Below are 15,360 nucleotides of genomic sequence, written 5' to 3' on the forward strand. Positions count from 1 at the left end.
CTGCGTCGTCTGGCGACAATGGAAGCGGCCCTCAACGAGGGCACGTAACTTGATGCGCCTGGGGCTTAGCGAAGCTCGCGCCTGCAAATCAGCCTTCAATGGCCGAGGCCCATGGTGGAGCTCAGGCGCATCTCATATGAATCAGGCGCTGCCGAAGAAACTATGGGGTCAGCTTGGGTTAGTTTCGGTACTGGATACGATAAACCGGCTTAGCCGCATAGCTTGAACCGCCGTATACGGATCCGTACGTACGGTGGTGTGAGAGGACGGCGGCTGTAAAGCCGCCTCCTACTCGATTGGTGTCTTTTACTGGGAGTTAGTCATGAGCCAGATCATTGTTCGTTCCGTCGCTTATCAGATTGATGGCCAGTCGTATGAAAGCCGTCTGGCGTTCGATGCTGACCACAAAGGCCCACGTCCCGGCCTGTTGATGGCGCCGAACTGGATGGGCGTCAGCGCCGGTGCCGAGGAGATTGCCAAGTCCGTGGCGTCCAAGGGTTATGTGGTGCTGATCGCGGACCTCTACGGCCAGTCGGTCCGTCCGCAGAACGGCGACGAGGCGGGTGCGGCGATGATGCCGCTGAAGAACGACCGCGCATTGCTGCGCAAACGTATGGCGGCGGCCTTCGAGCAATTGCAGGCCCAGGGCGAGGCGGCAGTCGATACCGCGAAGCTGGCGACGTTCGGTTTCTGCTTTGGCGGTTGCTGTGCGCTGGAGTTGGCCCGCACTGGTGCGCCAGTGAAAGCGGCGGTGTCGTTCCATGGCTCGCTCGATACGCCGAACCTGGCGGATGCCAAAAACATCAAAGGCTCGGTACTGGTGCTGCACGGCGCATCCGATCCATTGGTGCCGAAAGACCAACTGCCGGCGTTTGAAGAAGAAATGAATGCGGCGGGCGTGGATTGGCAACTGCTGAGCTACGGCGGCGCGGTGCATTCCTTCACCGATCCGCACGCCAATGTGCCGGGCATGATGATGTATGACGCGAAGACGGCAAGTCGTGCGTTTACCTCGATGCACAACTTGCTGGATGAAGTTTTTAAAGGCTGATTGCCTCAAGATCAAAAGATCGCAGGCTGCGCCAGCTCCTACAGGGGTATGCATTTACATGTAGGAGCTGCCGAAGGCTGCGATCTTTTGATTTTTGCCCTAAGGCAATTCGATCCGCTCACTTTCCCCCGGCACCGTCGGCCAATCCCCGGCCGCCCAGCGTCGCCGCGCTTCATCGATCAACGCCGGATCACTCGCCACGAAGTTCCAGTTGATTCGCCGCGGCCCATCCAGAGGCGCACCCCCAAACAGCACGGCATGACAGTCGCTTTCAGCGAACAGCGTCATCTCTTCCCCGGCCGGCAACACCACCAGTGAATGCGGTTCTACCAGCTCGCCATCCAGTTGCACCTCGCCGTCCAGCACATACAACGCCCGCTCTTCATGCTCGGTTGGAATCAGCAATGTGGTCGCCGATTGCAGGTTCAATTCGGCATACAGCGTGGGAGAAAGCACCGGGACCGGTGATTCCAGGCAAAAGCCTGACCCGGCAATCATCCGGATCTTCACTCCCAGGTTATCGCTGACCGGCAGCGTGGCCGCCGGGTGGTGACTGTAGTGTCCGGGACCGTGCTCTTTATCTTTTGGTGAGGCCAGCCAAATCTGCAAACCATGCATCGTGAAGCCGCTGTCCTTCAACGCCTCAGGCGTGCGCTCGACGTGGGCAATCGCGCTGCCCGCCGTCATCCAGCTGACATCACCGGCCTCCACCACCTGATCGGAGCCGAGGCTGTCCTTGTGCTGGATTTTTCCTTCGAACAAGTACGTGAGGGTCGACAGACCAATGTGCGGATGCTGACGGATGTTCATGCCTTTTCCCGCCTCATAACGGGTTTCGAGCATATGGTCGAAAAACACGAAAGGCCCGACGCTGCGGCATTTGGCTGACGGCAGCGGGCGAAGAATCGGTTGACCCTCGACATCTTCGGCGCGGGGACGAATCACGAGCGGAGTGTTCATGCTGCATTCCAGGCTGAGCGGGTAATGCGTGGAGCATAACCCGCTTGCGCAGCCCTTGCCGCTATTGGCTGAAGGCACCTTCAGACAGGTGCGTTTCGATGCTGACGTCGGTGGTGGTCATCAACTTGTGTACCGGGCAACGGTCGGCCACGCGGTGCAGCTCATCGCGCTGAGCGTCGGTGAGCACACCTTTGAGTGTCAGTTTGACGTGCAGGGCATATTTACCTTTCTGCTCTTCGCTGTTGTCACGTTTGACTTCGACCGTGACACCGGTCAGCGGGATGTCTTTCTTCTTCGCGTACATCTTCAGGGTCAGGGCCTTGCAGGCACCGAGGGCCGCGTCGAAGTAATCGTGTGGCTCGGGCGCCGAGCCTTCGCCGCCGGCGAGTGTCGGTACGTCGGCAAAGAGTTCATGGTCATCGATCTGTACGCTGTGACGAAAACCTTCGGCGGAAACGGTATTGACGGTGACAGTCATGGGAAACCTCGTAGGCAACAGGAAAAGTCATTCGATCAAAAAAGACCTTGAAGGTATAGAGCACTCCTCTTGTTACGCGTTCCACTTTTTCGCTCGCCCATTGCCGTGCGCTGAATCGTTACCGCCCGACGATCGAAGTAGTAAGGCGTTTTGATATCACTTTTTCGTCTTACGCAAAATCTCTCAGGGCCGATACCTTCTAAGGCAACCCGCTGCAGGGTTGATGCGGCACTTTTGGAAGGAACCAGAGCAATGAGTATCAGAAGTCTCAATATTGCGCCGCGCGCGGGCCTGGGTTTTGGCCTGCTGGCGTTGATGGTGTTTGGATTGGGGGCGTTCGCCCTGCTGCAAATGTCGAACATGCGCGCGCAGTCCGATCAGGTCGATGACAACTGGCTGCCCAGCGTGATGGCGGTCGGGGAGATGAATCAGGACATGCTGCGGCTGCGGGCATTGACTATGCGTCTGCTGCTCAATCGGGACCCGCAGGCGCTGATGCAAAACGTCAGTAAACTCAACGAACTCAAAGGCACCCTGGGTGAGCCTCAGCAGCGTTATGACGCGCTGATCGTGCTGCCCGAAGAGCGCGTGCTGTTCGACCGCTTCAAAGCCTCGGAGCAACACTACCTGCAGTTCCAGACGCAGGTGATGACGCTGTCGGTCCAGGGACGGGTGGAAGAGGCGGCCGCCATCCTCAATGGCGAGATGAGTCCGTTGGCCGATGAAATCACCGTCACCCTCAAGGCATTGGTCGAACTGAACAAGCACAACGCCAACCTGGCGACGGAGGCGGGGCGCCAGGTGTTCAGCCGTTCGCGGGTCTGGGTCGGGGTGATGATCGGCCTGACGGCGCTGATGACCATCGGCCTGGCGCTGCTGCTGACCCGCAGCATCGTCGTGCCGCTTTCCCAATCGTTGAAGGTGGCTGAAGAGGTGGCTGGCGGCGATCTCACCGGTGAAATCAGCATCAGCGGCAAGGACGAGCCAGCGCGGCTGTTGCACGCGCTCAAGAGCATGCAGGGGAGTTTGCGCGAAACCCTTCGGCGTATTTCCGACTCGTCCAGTCAATTGGCCTCGGCCTCGGAAGAACTCAGTTGTGTGACCGAAGAGGCCACCCGGGGTCTGCATCAGCAGAGCCTGGAAATCGACCAGGCCGCCACGGCGGTGAATCAGATGACCGCTGCGGTGGAGGAGGTTGCGAGCAATGCGGTGGCCACGTCCGAAGCGTCTCGGGAGTCCGACCGGATTGCCCAGCACGGTCGCGAGCAGGTGCATCAGACCGTGTTGTCCATCGAATCCCTGGCCGACGATGTCACGGCCAATGCGACCCAGGTCGAGGACCTGGCGCAGAAAGTTTATGGCATCAGCAAAGTCCTGGACGTGATTCGCTCGATTGCCGAGCAAACGAACTTGCTGGCCCTGAACGCGGCCATCGAAGCGGCGCGGGCCGGGAGTGCCGGGCGCGGCTTTGCGGTGGTGGCCGATGAAGTGCGGGCGCTGGCGCACCGGACTCAGCAATCGACCCAGGAAATCGAGCAGATGATCTCCGGCATCCAGCAAGGCACCGATGCTGCGGTCAGCTCGATGCAGCAGAGCAACACTCGGGCGCGTTCGACCCTGGAAGTGGCGAAAGCCGCCGGTACGGCGCTGGAAGAAATCGCCACGGCGTTTACCCTGATCAATGAACGCAACCTGGTGATCGCCAGTGCCTCGGAGGAACAAGCGGCTGTCGCGCGAGAGGTGGATCGCAACCTGATGAATATTCGCGATCTTGCGTTGCAGACGTCGGCCGGGGCGAATCAAACCAGTGCGGCGAGCCAGGAGCTGTCTCGGTTGGCGGTCGATCTTAATACGATGGTGGCGCGGTTCTCGGTCTGAACGCCGAGCGGCTTTGTCGTTCCGGCGACGCTACCGGCTGGCTGTGCAAGGTTGCGGGTGGCGCCATCCCGGCCTATGGTCCAAGCGATACTTTGCCTGCGACTGGCGCGCAATGATTCGTCGCCGGTTGCTGTCCATCCAGTGCTAATTTTCGTAGCGAGGTGACGACATGCCCACCGACTCCCGACCCGCCGTGCTCGAACTGATCGGCAATACGCCGCTGGTGCGCGTCAGCCGTTTCGATACCGGCCCGTGCACGCTGTTCCTCAAGCTCGAATCACAGAACCCCGGCGGCTCGATCAAGGATCGCATCGGCCTGGCGATGATCGACGCCGCCGAGCGCGATGGCAGCCTGCGACCCGGCGGCACCATCGTCGAGGCCACCGCTGGCAACACCGGCCTTGGCTTGGCCCTGGTCGGCCGTGCCAAGGGTTACCGAGTGGTGTTGGTGGTGCCGGACAAGATGTCCACCGAGAAGGTCTTGCACCTCAAGGCGATGGGCGCCGAGGTGCACATCACCCGCTCCGACGTCGGCAAGGGCCACCCCGATTACTACCAGGACGTTGCGGCGCGGCTGGCGCAGGAAATTCCCGACGCCTTCTTCGCCGATCAATTCAACAACCCGGCCAACCCGCTGGCCCACGAGTGCAGCACCGCGCCGGAAATCTGGGCGCAGACTCAGCATGACCTGGACGCCATCGTCGTCGGCGTCGGCTCGGCCGGCACGCTGACCGGGTTGACCCGTTTCTTTCGCCGCGTGCAACCGGACCTGGTCATGGTGCTGGCCGATCCGGTCGGCTCGGTGATGGCCGAATACAGCCGCAGCGGCACCATGAACACGCCCGGCTCCTGGGCGGTGGAGGGCATCGGCGAGGACTTCATTCCGTCGATTGCCGATCTGTCCAGCGTCCGCCACGCCTACTCGATCAGCGACGAGGAAAGCTTCGACCATGCCCGCCAACTGCTGCGTGCCGAAGGCATACTCGGCGGCTCTTCGACCGGCACACTGCTGGCGGCGGCGCTGCGTTACTGCCGCGAGCAGACCGAGCCGAAGCGGGTCGTCAGCTTCGTCTGCGACACCGGCACGCGCTACCTGTCGAAGGTCTACAACGACCAGTGGATGAACGATCAGGGCCTGCTGCAATACAAACATTACGGCGATCTGCGCGACCTGATCTCGCGGCGCTTCGAGGATGGCCGGGTGATCAGCGTGGGCCCGGACGACACGCTGCTCACCGCGTTCCAGCGCATGCGCCTGGCGGATGTGTCGCAACTGCCGGTGCTGGAGGGCGGGCAGCGGCTGGTCGGCGTGATCGACGAGTCCGACATTCTGCTGGGCATGCAAGAAGAGGCTTCGCACTTTCGCGCGAGCGTGGCCAGCGCGATGACCGATAAGCTGCAAACCCTGCCTCCAGGCGCCAGTCTGGCTGAACTACGGGCGGAGCTCGACCGTGGGCTGGTGGCGATCATCGCCGACGCTTCGGGCTTCTACGGCTTGATTACTCGAGTCGACATGCTCATTCACCTACGGAGATCCCTTACATGAGTCAACACGATGAAAACGCTGTGCCACGCGCCTTCGCCACCCGTGTGATCCATGCCGGGCAAACGCCCGACCCCACCACCGGGGCGCTGATGCCGCCGATTTACGCCAACTCCACCTATTTGCAGCAGAGCCCCGGTGTGCACAAGGGCTTCGACTACGGGCGCTCGCACAACCCGACGCGCTTTGCGCTGGAACGTTGCGTTGCAGACCTCGAAGGCGGCTCCCAGGCCTTCGCGTTCGCCTCCGGGCTGGCAGCGATCTCCACGGTGCTCGAGCTGCTCGACGCGGGCTCGCACATCGTCTCCGGCAATGATTTGTACGGCGGCACCTTTCGGCTGTTCGACAAGGTGCGCAAACGCAGCGCCGGGCATCGCTTCAGCTTCGTCGACCTGACTGACCTGGCGGGATTCGAAGCAGCACTGCAGCCCGACACGAAGATGGTTTGGGTCGAGACGCCAAGCAATCCCTTGCTGAGCCTGACGGACCTCGCCGCCGTCGCGCGCATCTGTCGCTCGCGAGGCATTATTTGTGTCGCCGACAACACCTTTGCCAGCCCCTGGATACAGCGCCCGCTGGAGCTTGGCTTCGACATCGTGCTGCACTCGACCACCAAGTACCTGAACGGCCACTCCGACGTGATCGGCGGCATTGCGGTGGTCGGACAAAACGCAGACCTGGCGGAGCGTCTGGGCTTCCTGCAGAACTCGGTAGGCGCGATTGCCGGGCCGTTCGACGCTTTCCTCACCCTGCGCGGCGTGAAGACCCTGGCGCTGCGCATGGAACGCCACTGCAATAACGCGCTGGACCTGGCGCAATGGCTGGAACGTCAGCCGCAGGTGGCGCGCGTCTATTATCCGGGCCTGCCGTCGCACCCGCAGCACGAACTGGCGCAGCGGCAGATGCGCGGTTTCGGCGGGATGATATCCCTCGACCTGAACAGCGACCTGAACAGCGACCTGGCCGGCGCCACGCGCTTCCTCGAGAGTGTGCGGATCTTTGCCTTGGCCGAGAGCCTGGGCGGGGTGGAAAGCCTGATCGAGCACCCGGCGATCATGACTCACGCCAGCATCCCCGCAGGCACCCGCGCGCAACTCGGCATCGGTGATGCGTTGGTGCGGTTGTCCGTGGGGGTCGAGGATGTCGAAGACCTGCGCGCCGACCTGGCACAGGCGCTGGCGCGGATCTGAATTTCAGCAGGCAAAAAAAATCCGGAACCCTTATCGGATTCCGGATTTTTGTGTCGAGCCGGATCAGCTGCCTTTGACAGCCTTGCCGTTGACCGTACCGTCGAGGAGCATGATGTTGTACTCCTTGCCGTCGGTTTCAACCTGTTGCAAACGAACCAACAGGTAATCCCAGTCCTTGGCGAACCACAGGACGGTGATGCGCTTGCTTTGTGTCGGGTCGCGCACGCGCTCGACCTTGATCGCATCGATCTGGCCAGCCTTGGTGTCGACCTTTTCCGAACCCAGCACGCGGAAGTCATAGGTATCGACTTCGCCAGCATCGACGACCTGGTAACTCATGCTCTTCTTGCCGGCAGCCACATCGTGTTGCAGGGCCAGCTGATAAGTGGATTTGTCGACCATGCCACGGTTGAGCGGGATCTTGACCGGGTCACCGCGATCGGTGCCGGTGACCATTTTGTTGGTCCAGTCGAAATCCAGGTCAGCCTTCTTGGCTTTACCCAAGCCGCCACGTTCGAAGTGGTAGGACTGCGGCAGCAAGGTGTCCTTGTCCAGCGTCAGGGTGCTTTCTTCGGTCAGGCTGGCGATCATCATCGAGGCCTTGAAGCTGAGCTTCCAGGCGCCGTTGGCTTGCTTGGTCAGGCTTCGTTCAGCGGTGCCGCTCATGGGCAACTGCTTCCAGTCAGCGGTGTAGCTGGCGGAGAAAGGTTGAAGTTCTGCAGCCTGCGCAAATGGCAGTGCGAGCAGAGCGCAAGCGAAGAGCAGGGCGCGACGCATAAAATCTCCTAGGTTCGAATCAAGTGGCCGCTGGCCGCGAGTAACTTTCCATCCAGTAAAGCACCTTGCTCGCCGAGTGATACACGACCTTCGGCAAACCAGCGTACAGCCAGCGGGTAAATCAGGTGTTCCTGGGTATGAACTCGCTGCGCCAGACTCTGCGGCGAATCGTGCAACTCTACCGGTATTACTGCCTGTACGACCAGTGGTCCGCCATCGAGTTCCTCGGTGACGAAGTGCACGGAGCAGCCGTGCTCGGTGTCGCCGGCCTCCAGCGCGCGCTGATGCGTGTGTAACCCTTTGTATTTGGGTAGCAGCGAAGGATGGATATTGAGCAGGCGACCCTGGTAGTGGCGCACGAAGCCTGCGCTGAGAATGCGCATGAAGCCGGCCAGTACCACGAGTTTGGGGTTGAACGCGTCGATCAGTTCGATCAGCGCGGCATCGAAGGCCTCGCGGCCTTCGAAAGCCTTGTGATCCAGGGTGCGGGTGTCGATACCCGCGTCCCTGGCGCGTTGCAGGCCGTAGGCGTCGGCGCGGTTGGAAATCACCGCAGCGATGCGGGCCGGGCTGTCGCCGGTCCGCGTGCTGTCGATCAAGGCCTGCAAGTTACTGCCGGTGCCGGACAACAGCACCACCACATCACAGGTCTGGGACATCGGCACTTGCATCAGTGTGCCTTGAGGTTCTTCAGTTCAACCTGAGCCGCGCCTTCGGCAGCGGTGGAGATCTGACCGATGACCCAAGGCTGCTCGCCGGCTTCGCGCAGGACGTTCAGGGCGGTTTCGACGTGCTCTTGAGCAACGCAGATGACCATGCCCACGCCGCAGTTCAGCACGCGGTGCATTTCGTTTTCGTCAACGTTGCCTTTCTCTTGCAGCCAGTCGAACACGGCAGGACGGGTCCAGCTCGCAACGTCAACCACGGCTTGTGCGCCTTTTGGCAGAACGCGCGGGATGTTGTCCAGCAGGCCACCGCCGGTGATGTGGGCCATGGCTTTCACGGCGCCGGTTTCCTTGATCAGCTTGAGCAGCGGCTTCACGTAGATGCGGGTCGGGGCCATCAGCAGGTCGGTCAGCGGTTTGCCGTCGAGCTGGATGTTTTCGATGTCGGCACCGGAGACTTCGATGATCTTGCGGATCAGCGAGTAGCCGTTGGAGTGCGGGCCGGAAGACGGCAGGGCGAGCAGGGCATCGCCGGCAGCGACTTTGGAACCGTCGATGATTTCGGATTTTTCCACGACGCCGACGCAGAAGCCGGCCAGGTCGTAGTCTTCGCCTTCGTACATGCCTGGCATTTCAGCGGTTTCGCCGCCAACCAGGGAGCAGCCGGACAATTCACAGCCAGCGCCAATGCCGGTCACGACCTGGGTCGCGGTTTCGACGTTGAGTTTGCCGGTGGCGTAGTAGTCGAGGAAGAACAGCGGCTCAGCGCCGCAAACCACCAGGTCGTTCACACACATGGCAACCAGGTCGATGCCGATGCTGTCGTGCTTGTTCAGGTTCAGTGCCAGGCGCAGCTTGGTGCCAACGCCGTCGGTGCCGGAAACCAGCACGGGCTGTTTGTAGCCGGCCGGGATTTCGCAGAGGGCGCCGAAACCGCCCAGGCCGCCCATGACTTCCGGGCGCGCAGTGCGCTTGGCGACGCTCTTGATGCGTTCGACCAATGCTTCACCGGCGTCGATGTCTACACCGGCGTCCTTGTAGCTCAGGGAGGGTTGCTTGCTCATGATCCAGGCCTTTAGGGGGGATTCAGGGGTAACGACCGAGTCCAGTGGGACCACCGAAACTGACGAAGGCGATTGCCATCCGCGAATTTCAGGGTGCCCGGCTGTTGCCGGTCTGCGAAGGCGCGCGATTTTATCAGGCTTGAGGGGCAGCGGCCATCCTCAGGCCGACGGCAGGGGCATATCAGCTTAAAAAAACCTTCATTGCCCGTGTTGGCCGCATCCTTCATGGCTGTATAAGGTATCGCTATTAACCGTCTATCGTTAGGACAGTGCAAAAACTTACCAGGGTCAGGTGAATGTTTTGCTTGGGGGCGTGGTCACAGCCTTGCTCAATCCGGTTCACGCGGCCTGTTCCAGCCGCTCTTGTCGTCAGGAATCCTCCATGCGTTTTTTTTCTAGATTTTTGTTTGCGGGCTGTATGTCATTGGTCAGCCTGGCGAGTCACGCCGAAACCGTCAAAAATCTGTATCAGGTGCGTCAGCCTGTCAGTGGTCAAACCCCGGAAGTGCGCGAGCAAGCGACCCAGCAAGCGCTGGATACGTTGGTGTTGCGTCTGACCGGTGATCCCAAGGCTGCGCAAAGTCCGGGGTTGGCGGCACTGCGCAAGGACCCGCAGCAAATCATCAGTCAGTACGGCTTTGACGCCGGCCCGCCGGAAGTGCTGAAGGTCGATTTCGACCCGGCCACCACCGAGCAAGCGTTGCGCCGTGCCGGGCTGTCGTTGTGGGGGGCGAACCGGCCTTCGATCCTCGGCTGGTGGTTGAACGATTCCACCGAGGGTTCGAGCCTCGTCGGTGATGGCCAGGCCAGTGCTGCGCCGCTGCGCCGAGCAGCGCAACACCGTGGTTTGCCGCTGCGCCTGCCGCTGGCCGATCTGAGTGAGCAGATCGTCGCCACGGCACCGAATCTGGAAGGTGCGGACGCGACGCCACTGCGCGGTGCATCGGAGCGTTACAACGCTGACGCCTTGCTCGCGGTGCATGCCCGTGAAGAGGGCGGGCAGTGGCAGGCCAAGTGGCATTTGTGGCTCGGTGACAAGAAAGAGGCGGGCAGCGTAGAAGGTGCGGATCAGGCTGCGGTGGCCGATGCGGTGATGCTGGCGGTCAGTGAGCGGCTGGCGCCTCGCTTTGTCGTCAAACCGGGTGCTTCGGGCGAACAATTGCTCGAAGTACAGGGCATGAATCTGGAGCACTACGCGGCGCTTGGGCGTTTGCTGGAACCGTTTGGTGCGCGTCTGCAAAGTGTCGACGGCGACCGGATTGTCTATCGGGTCAATGGCAGCGCCGAACAGTTGAGGTCGCAATTGTCGCTGGCGAAGTTGCAGGAAGTTCCGGCCGGTGAAGCGCCGGCGCCAGTCGCACCGGCTCAGCCGGCCGAGGGTTCGGCACCGGTAGTAGCGCCGACTCCGGCACCTGTGCCGCAGTTGCGATTCCGTTGGTAAGGTTTTCTTTCTTTATATAGATGCATATGGAGTGGTACATGGCCGATACGCGGCGTTGGTTCTGGTTGGGTGGGGTTGTCCTGCTCTGCGCGTTTGTCTGGCTGTTGCATCCGATCCTGACGCCGTTTCTGGTGGCACTGCTGTTGGCCTATCTGTTCGACCCGTTGGTGGATCGGCTGGAGAAGGCCGGTCTGTCTCGGACCTGGGGCGTGGTGGCGGTGTTTGCGCTGTTCACCCTGATTTTCACGACCTTGCTACTGGTGTTGGTGCCGATGCTCGCCAAGCAGCTGTTTCGCTTGTACGAATTGGCACCGCAGATGCTCGACTGGTTGCAGCACACCGCACTGCCGTGGGCGCAATCGAAATTCGGACTCTCGGATAATTTCTGGAAATTCGACAAGCTCAAGGCTGCAATCAGTGAGCACATGGGCCAGACCACTGACATTGTCGGGGTCGTGCTGAGTCAGGCGACGGCTTCCGGGCTGGCGCTGATCGGTTGGTTGGCGAATCTGGTGCTGATCCCGGTGGTGAGTTTCTATCTGCTGCGGGACTGGGACCTGATGATGGCCAAGATCCGCGGTCTGCTGCCCCGTGACCGCGAAGAGCGCGTTGTGATCCTGGCGGGTGAATGCCATGAAGTGCTGGGTGCATTCGTGCGCGGACAGTTGCTGGTGATGGTGGCGCTGGGCGTGATCTACGCGGCGGGCCTGATGTTGGTAGGGCTGGAGCTGGGGCTGTTGATTGGGTTGATTGCCGGTCTGGCGGCGATCGTGCCGTACATGGGGTTCGTTATCGGGATCGGTGCGGCCTTGATTGCCGGGCTGTTCCAGTTCGGTGGCGATCTGTATCCCATGATCGGAATCGTCGCGGTGTTCATGGTGGGACAGGCGCTGGAAGGTATGGTGCTGACGCCATTGCTGGTGGGGGACCGGATCGGTCTGCACCCGGTGGCGGTGATCTTCGCGATTCTGGCAGGGGGTGAGCTGTTCGGTTTCACCGGTGTGTTGCTGGCGCTGCCGGTGGCGGCGGTGATCATGGTGCTGGTGCGGCATGTGCATGATTTGTATAAAGATTCTGATATCTACAGTGGTGTCGACGAGCCTGAGCGCTAAGGTTCGTTGATGGTGGGTAACGGGCGGCCTGGTTCCATGCCGGGTTGGCCCACATCCCTCGTGCGGCTGTCACATGCGCCGCCAAAGAAACTGTCATAAAACCAGTGTGTTAACGCAAACCTTTGATTTTGCTTGTGGTCTGTCGCATTGTGCGACCCGCCTCACGGGTATAAACTTCGCAAACTTTACACAGAGGCCACTAACGGTTCCTTTGGAACTGTTCAGTCAGCATGAAACCGATTCAGCTGCCCCTAGGTGTGCGTCTGCGTGATGACGCTACCTTTATCAATTACTATCCAGGCGCCAATGCCGCTGCACTCGGCTATGTCGAGCGGCTATGCGAAGCCGACGCCGGCTGGACCGAAAGCCTGATTTACCTCTGGGGCAAGGACGGGGTAGGGCGTACGCACTTGTTGCAGGCGGCCTGCCTGCGCTTCGAGCAACTGGGGGAGCCGGCGGTGTATTTGCCGTTGGCCGAACTGCTTGATCGCGGCATCGCCATCCTCGACAACCTCGAACAGTACGAACTGGTCTGCCTGGATGATTTGCAGGCGGTGGCCGGTCGGGCGGATTGGGAAGAGGCGCTGTTCCATCTGTTCAATCGTCTGCGTGACAGCGGTCGACGCCTGTTGATCGCCGCGTCGACATCCCCGCGTGAACTGCCGGTGAAGCTGGCGGACCTCAAATCCCGTCTGACGTTGGCGCTGATCTTTCAGATGCGTCCGCTCTCCGACGAAGACAAATTGCGTGCCTTGCAACTGCGCGCATCTCGTCGTGGTCTGCACCTGACCGATGAAGTCGGGCATTTTATTTTGACCCGCGGTACGCGCAGCATGAGTGCACTTTTCGAGCTGCTTGAGCGTCTCGATCAGGCTTCCCTTCAAGCTCAGCGCAAGCTGACAATTCCGTTCCTGAAAGAAACGCTAGGCTGGTAAAGCCAAGGCCTGTAGCGGGATTTGGCATATTTCAGGCGTCAAGAATTCCGCTTTCCTACAGGGTTGCAGGCTGCGCGAACGTCTAAAACGGGCTTAAGCGCTTAGATGTAAACGAGAAACCGATAAGTCACATCAAGATCGATTGAATTTGCAAATGAGGTTGATAGCGGGCATAGTCTCGCCTTCTTTACAACTATCAGCCACGGTCGTGCCCATGCTAAATCGCTTTGCACCCCTCGTGCCTCTCGCACTCGTCACCCTGTTGTTCGGTTGCGCTGCCCACTCTCCAGTGTCCCAGCAAGAGCAACAACAGCAGGTTAAAAATTCTGCTACCGCCCAATCTTCCGCTCTTTATCAGCAAGCTCTTTTCCAGGAAGAGGCGGCCACCGAAAAAGAACTGGCAGACTTCGCCGGCGGCAAGTCCTACCAGCTTCCAGTTCTGGCTGACAGCATCCTCGAACGCGGCATGTCCCTGATCGGTACCCGTTACCGTTTCGGCGGCACCTCCGAAGCTGGCTTTGATTGCAGCGGCTTCATCGGTTACCTGTTTCGTGAAGAAGCCGGCCTGAACCTGCCACGCTCCACTCGCGAAATGATCAACGTCGACGCTCCGCTGGTTTCTCGCAGCAAACTGGAGCCGGGCGACTTGCTGTTTTTCGCCACCAATGGCCGTCGCGGCCGCGTCAGTCACGCCGGGATCTACCTGGGTGACAACCAGTTCATCCATTCCAGCAGCCGCAAAAGCGGTGGTGTCCGGATCGATAGCCTGGGCGACAGCTACTGGAGCAAGACCTTCATCGAAGCCAAGCGCGCACTGGCGATGGCGCCGACTGCAGCCCCGACGATCGTCACGGCTCGCAAGTAAGCGGACATTTTGTAAGGTGAACTTAAAGTCTTACTTGAAGTTTGCCGCGTAGCCGCTAGAATCCTGATCTATTATTGATGGCAAACCGCCTGCGTCCTGCGCAGGCGGTTTTCTTTTCTGCGCCCCTGCAGAAAAAGCCGCAGCCAGATCAGGATGCTCTGCATATGTCGACGTCGGCCCGCCTCGCAATCATGTTCTTCGCCGCGCTGCTCAGCGCCTGCGCCAGCCGTACACCGCCTCCTGCGCCGGTGGTTCGCGCGCCCATTATTTTCAGTTCCTCCCAAGCATTCTCCCCTGAAGCAGAAGACGTATTGTTCCGCGCGCTCGGCCTGGTGGGCACGCCGTATCGTTGGGGTGGCAACACACCGGATTCGGGTTTCGATTGCAGCGGGCTGATCGGTTATGTCTACCGTGATGTCGCCGGCATTTCTCTGCCGCGTACCACGCGCGAGATGATCAGCATGCAGGCGGCCAGTGTGGGCAAGGAAGGCCTGCAGACCGGTGACCTGATCTTCTTTGCCACAAATGGCGGTTCTCAGGTCAGTCACGCCGGGATCTACGTCGGCGAAGGTCGCTTCGTCCATGCGCCAGCCACCGGCGGCACGGTGAAGCTCGACAGCTTGTCCAAAGCTTACTGGCAGAAAGCCTATCTGAGTGCCAAGCGCGTCTTGCAACCTGAGCACTTGGCACGCAACCCCTAAATGGCAGAGGTTGTCATGACCGCTCGCACACTCAATCTCGACGATTCCCTGTATCAATACGTGCTCGACGTTTCCCTGCGCGAAACGCCGTTGCTCAAGCGTTTGCGTGACGAAACCCAGGCGCTGCCCATGGCTCGCTGGCAGGTGGCGCCCGAGCAAGGTCAGTTCCTCGCGCTATTGGTGAAGCTCACCGGCGCCAAGCGTCTGCTGGAAGTGGGCACCTTTACCGGTTACAGCGCGTTGTGCATGGCGGCTACATTGCCGGATGACGGTTCGCTGATCTGCTGTGACATACCTGGCGACTACAACGCCATCGCGCGCCGTTACTGGCAGGAGGCGGGGCTTGCTGAGCGGATCGATCTGCGTCTGGCGCCCGCGCTGGAAACCCTGGCTCAGCTGGATCAGCAAGTGCCATTCGACCTGATCTTCATCGATGCCGACAAAGCCAACTACCCACGCTATCTGGAGCACGCATTACGTCTGCTGCGCGTCGGCGGTCTGGCGGTGTTTGATAACACGCTGTGGAGTGGCCGGGTGCTTGAGGACAATCCCGAGAGCGAAGACACCCGAGCCATCCAGGCACTCAATCGTGCCTTGAAGGATGACTCGCGTGTTGACCTGTCGTTGTTGCCAATAGGCGATGGTTTAACGCTGTGCCGCAAAAGGTAGGCGCTGAACCGATCTAATGTGGGAGCGGGCT

The 15,360-nt window shown here is 60.5% G+C and carries 15 protein-coding genes and 1 pseudogene; 11 read left to right on the top strand and 5 right to left on the bottom strand.

Annotated features, from left to right (window positions below; translation table 11 throughout):
• A pseudogene (locus CUN63_RS32310) lies at window positions 1-226 on the top strand (group II intron reverse transcriptase/maturase); the annotation flags it as partial.
• 96 nt (window positions 227-322) lie between these two features.
• Entirely contained in the window at window positions 323-1,051 is a 729-nt protein-coding gene (locus tag CUN63_RS21795) for a dienelactone hydrolase family protein (protein WP_129442306.1), read from the top strand.
• Window positions 1,052-1,150: 99 nt separating this feature from the next.
• On the opposite strand, the gene CUN63_RS21800 is transcribed toward CUN63_RS21795, so the two are convergent.
• Both CUN63_RS21800 and CUN63_RS21805 read right to left on the bottom strand, forming a co-directional pair.
• A complete protein-coding gene (locus CUN63_RS21800) occupies window positions 1,151-2,011 on the bottom strand; it encodes a pirin family protein (protein ID WP_129442307.1) in 861 nt (286 codons plus the stop codon).
• 61 nt (window positions 2,012-2,072) lie between these two features.
• Window positions 2,073-2,489, bottom strand: coding sequence for an OsmC family protein (locus tag CUN63_RS21805; RefSeq protein ID WP_129442309.1), 417 nt, complete (start codon window positions 2,487-2,489; stop codon window positions 2,073-2,075).
• A 252-nt stretch (window positions 2,490-2,741) separates the two neighbouring features.
• Here CUN63_RS21805 and CUN63_RS21810 point away from each other — a divergent pair, with 252 nt between their 5' ends.
• The 3 genes from CUN63_RS21810 to CUN63_RS21820 all read left to right on the top strand — a co-directional run bounded on the left by CUN63_RS21810 (window position 2,742) and on the right by CUN63_RS21820 (window position 7,100).
• Entirely contained in the window at window positions 2,742-4,367 is a 1,626-nt protein-coding gene (locus CUN63_RS21810) for a methyl-accepting chemotaxis protein (RefSeq protein ID WP_129442311.1), read from the top strand.
• Window positions 4,368-4,536: 169 nt separating this feature from the next.
• Complete coding sequence (locus CUN63_RS21815; RefSeq protein ID WP_129442313.1) at window positions 4,537-5,913, top strand: pyridoxal-phosphate dependent enzyme; 1,377 nt, start codon at window positions 4,537-4,539, stop codon at window positions 5,911-5,913.
• On the top strand, window positions 5,910-7,100 hold the full coding sequence (locus CUN63_RS21820; protein WP_129442314.1) for a cystathionine gamma-synthase: 1,191 nt from the start codon (window positions 5,910-5,912) through the stop codon (window positions 7,098-7,100). Before CUN63_RS21815 ends, CUN63_RS21820 begins: the two co-directional genes overlap by 4 nt.
• Window positions 7,101-7,163: 63 nt before the next feature.
• Here the strand turns inward: CUN63_RS21820 and CUN63_RS21825 are convergent, their stop codons facing one another.
• The 3 genes from CUN63_RS21825 to purM are packed head-to-tail and all read right to left on the bottom strand — an operon-like array spanning window position 7,164 to window position 9,606.
• Entirely contained in the window at window positions 7,164-7,877 is a 714-nt protein-coding gene (locus tag CUN63_RS21825) for a DUF3108 domain-containing protein (RefSeq protein WP_129442316.1), read from the bottom strand.
• Window positions 7,878-7,885: 8 nt separating this feature from the next.
• A complete protein-coding gene (gene purN, locus CUN63_RS21830; RefSeq protein ID WP_129445131.1) occupies window positions 7,886-8,536 on the bottom strand; it encodes a phosphoribosylglycinamide formyltransferase in 651 nt (216 codons plus the stop codon).
• Between the two features lie 11 nt (window positions 8,537-8,547).
• Entirely contained in the window at window positions 8,548-9,606 is a 1,059-nt protein-coding gene (purM, locus tag CUN63_RS21835) for a phosphoribosylformylglycinamidine cyclo-ligase (protein ID WP_008148639.1), read from the bottom strand.
• Window positions 9,607-9,988: 382 nt separating this feature from the next.
• Here purM and CUN63_RS21840 point away from each other — a divergent pair, with 382 nt between their 5' ends.
• From CUN63_RS21840 to CUN63_RS21865, 6 genes are all read left to right on the top strand, one after another.
• Window positions 9,989-11,047 (top strand): DUF2066 domain-containing protein, encoded by a 1,059-nt coding sequence (locus tag CUN63_RS21840; protein ID WP_129442318.1) that lies wholly within the window; start codon window positions 9,989-9,991, stop codon window positions 11,045-11,047.
• 38 nt (window positions 11,048-11,085) lie between these two features.
• Complete coding sequence (locus CUN63_RS21845; protein ID WP_129442320.1) at window positions 11,086-12,159, top strand: AI-2E family transporter; 1,074 nt, start codon at window positions 11,086-11,088, stop codon at window positions 12,157-12,159.
• A gap of 230 nt (window positions 12,160-12,389) precedes the next feature.
• A complete protein-coding gene (hda, locus tag CUN63_RS21850) occupies window positions 12,390-13,094 on the top strand; it encodes a DnaA regulatory inactivator Hda (protein ID WP_008148645.1) in 705 nt (234 codons plus the stop codon).
• 214 nt (window positions 13,095-13,308) lie between these two features.
• Window positions 13,309-13,959 carry a C40 family peptidase gene (locus tag CUN63_RS21855; RefSeq protein ID WP_129442322.1) on the top strand — a complete coding sequence of 217 codons (651 nt, stop codon included), beginning with the start codon at window positions 13,309-13,311 and terminating at the stop codon, window positions 13,957-13,959.
• A gap of 164 nt (window positions 13,960-14,123) precedes the next feature.
• Complete coding sequence (locus tag CUN63_RS21860) at window positions 14,124-14,660, top strand: C40 family peptidase (protein WP_129442324.1); 537 nt, start codon at window positions 14,124-14,126, stop codon at window positions 14,658-14,660.
• 15 nt (window positions 14,661-14,675) lie between these two features.
• Window positions 14,676-15,329, top strand: coding sequence for a class I SAM-dependent methyltransferase (locus CUN63_RS21865; protein ID WP_129442326.1), 654 nt, complete (start codon window positions 14,676-14,678; stop codon window positions 15,327-15,329).
• Window positions 15,330-15,360 lie beyond the last annotated feature (31 nt).

Origin of the sequence: Pseudomonas sp. ACM7 (assembly GCF_004136015.1) — a bacterium.
In the GTDB taxonomy this organism is placed as follows: domain Bacteria; phylum Pseudomonadota; class Gammaproteobacteria; order Pseudomonadales; family Pseudomonadaceae; genus Aquipseudomonas; species Aquipseudomonas frigoris.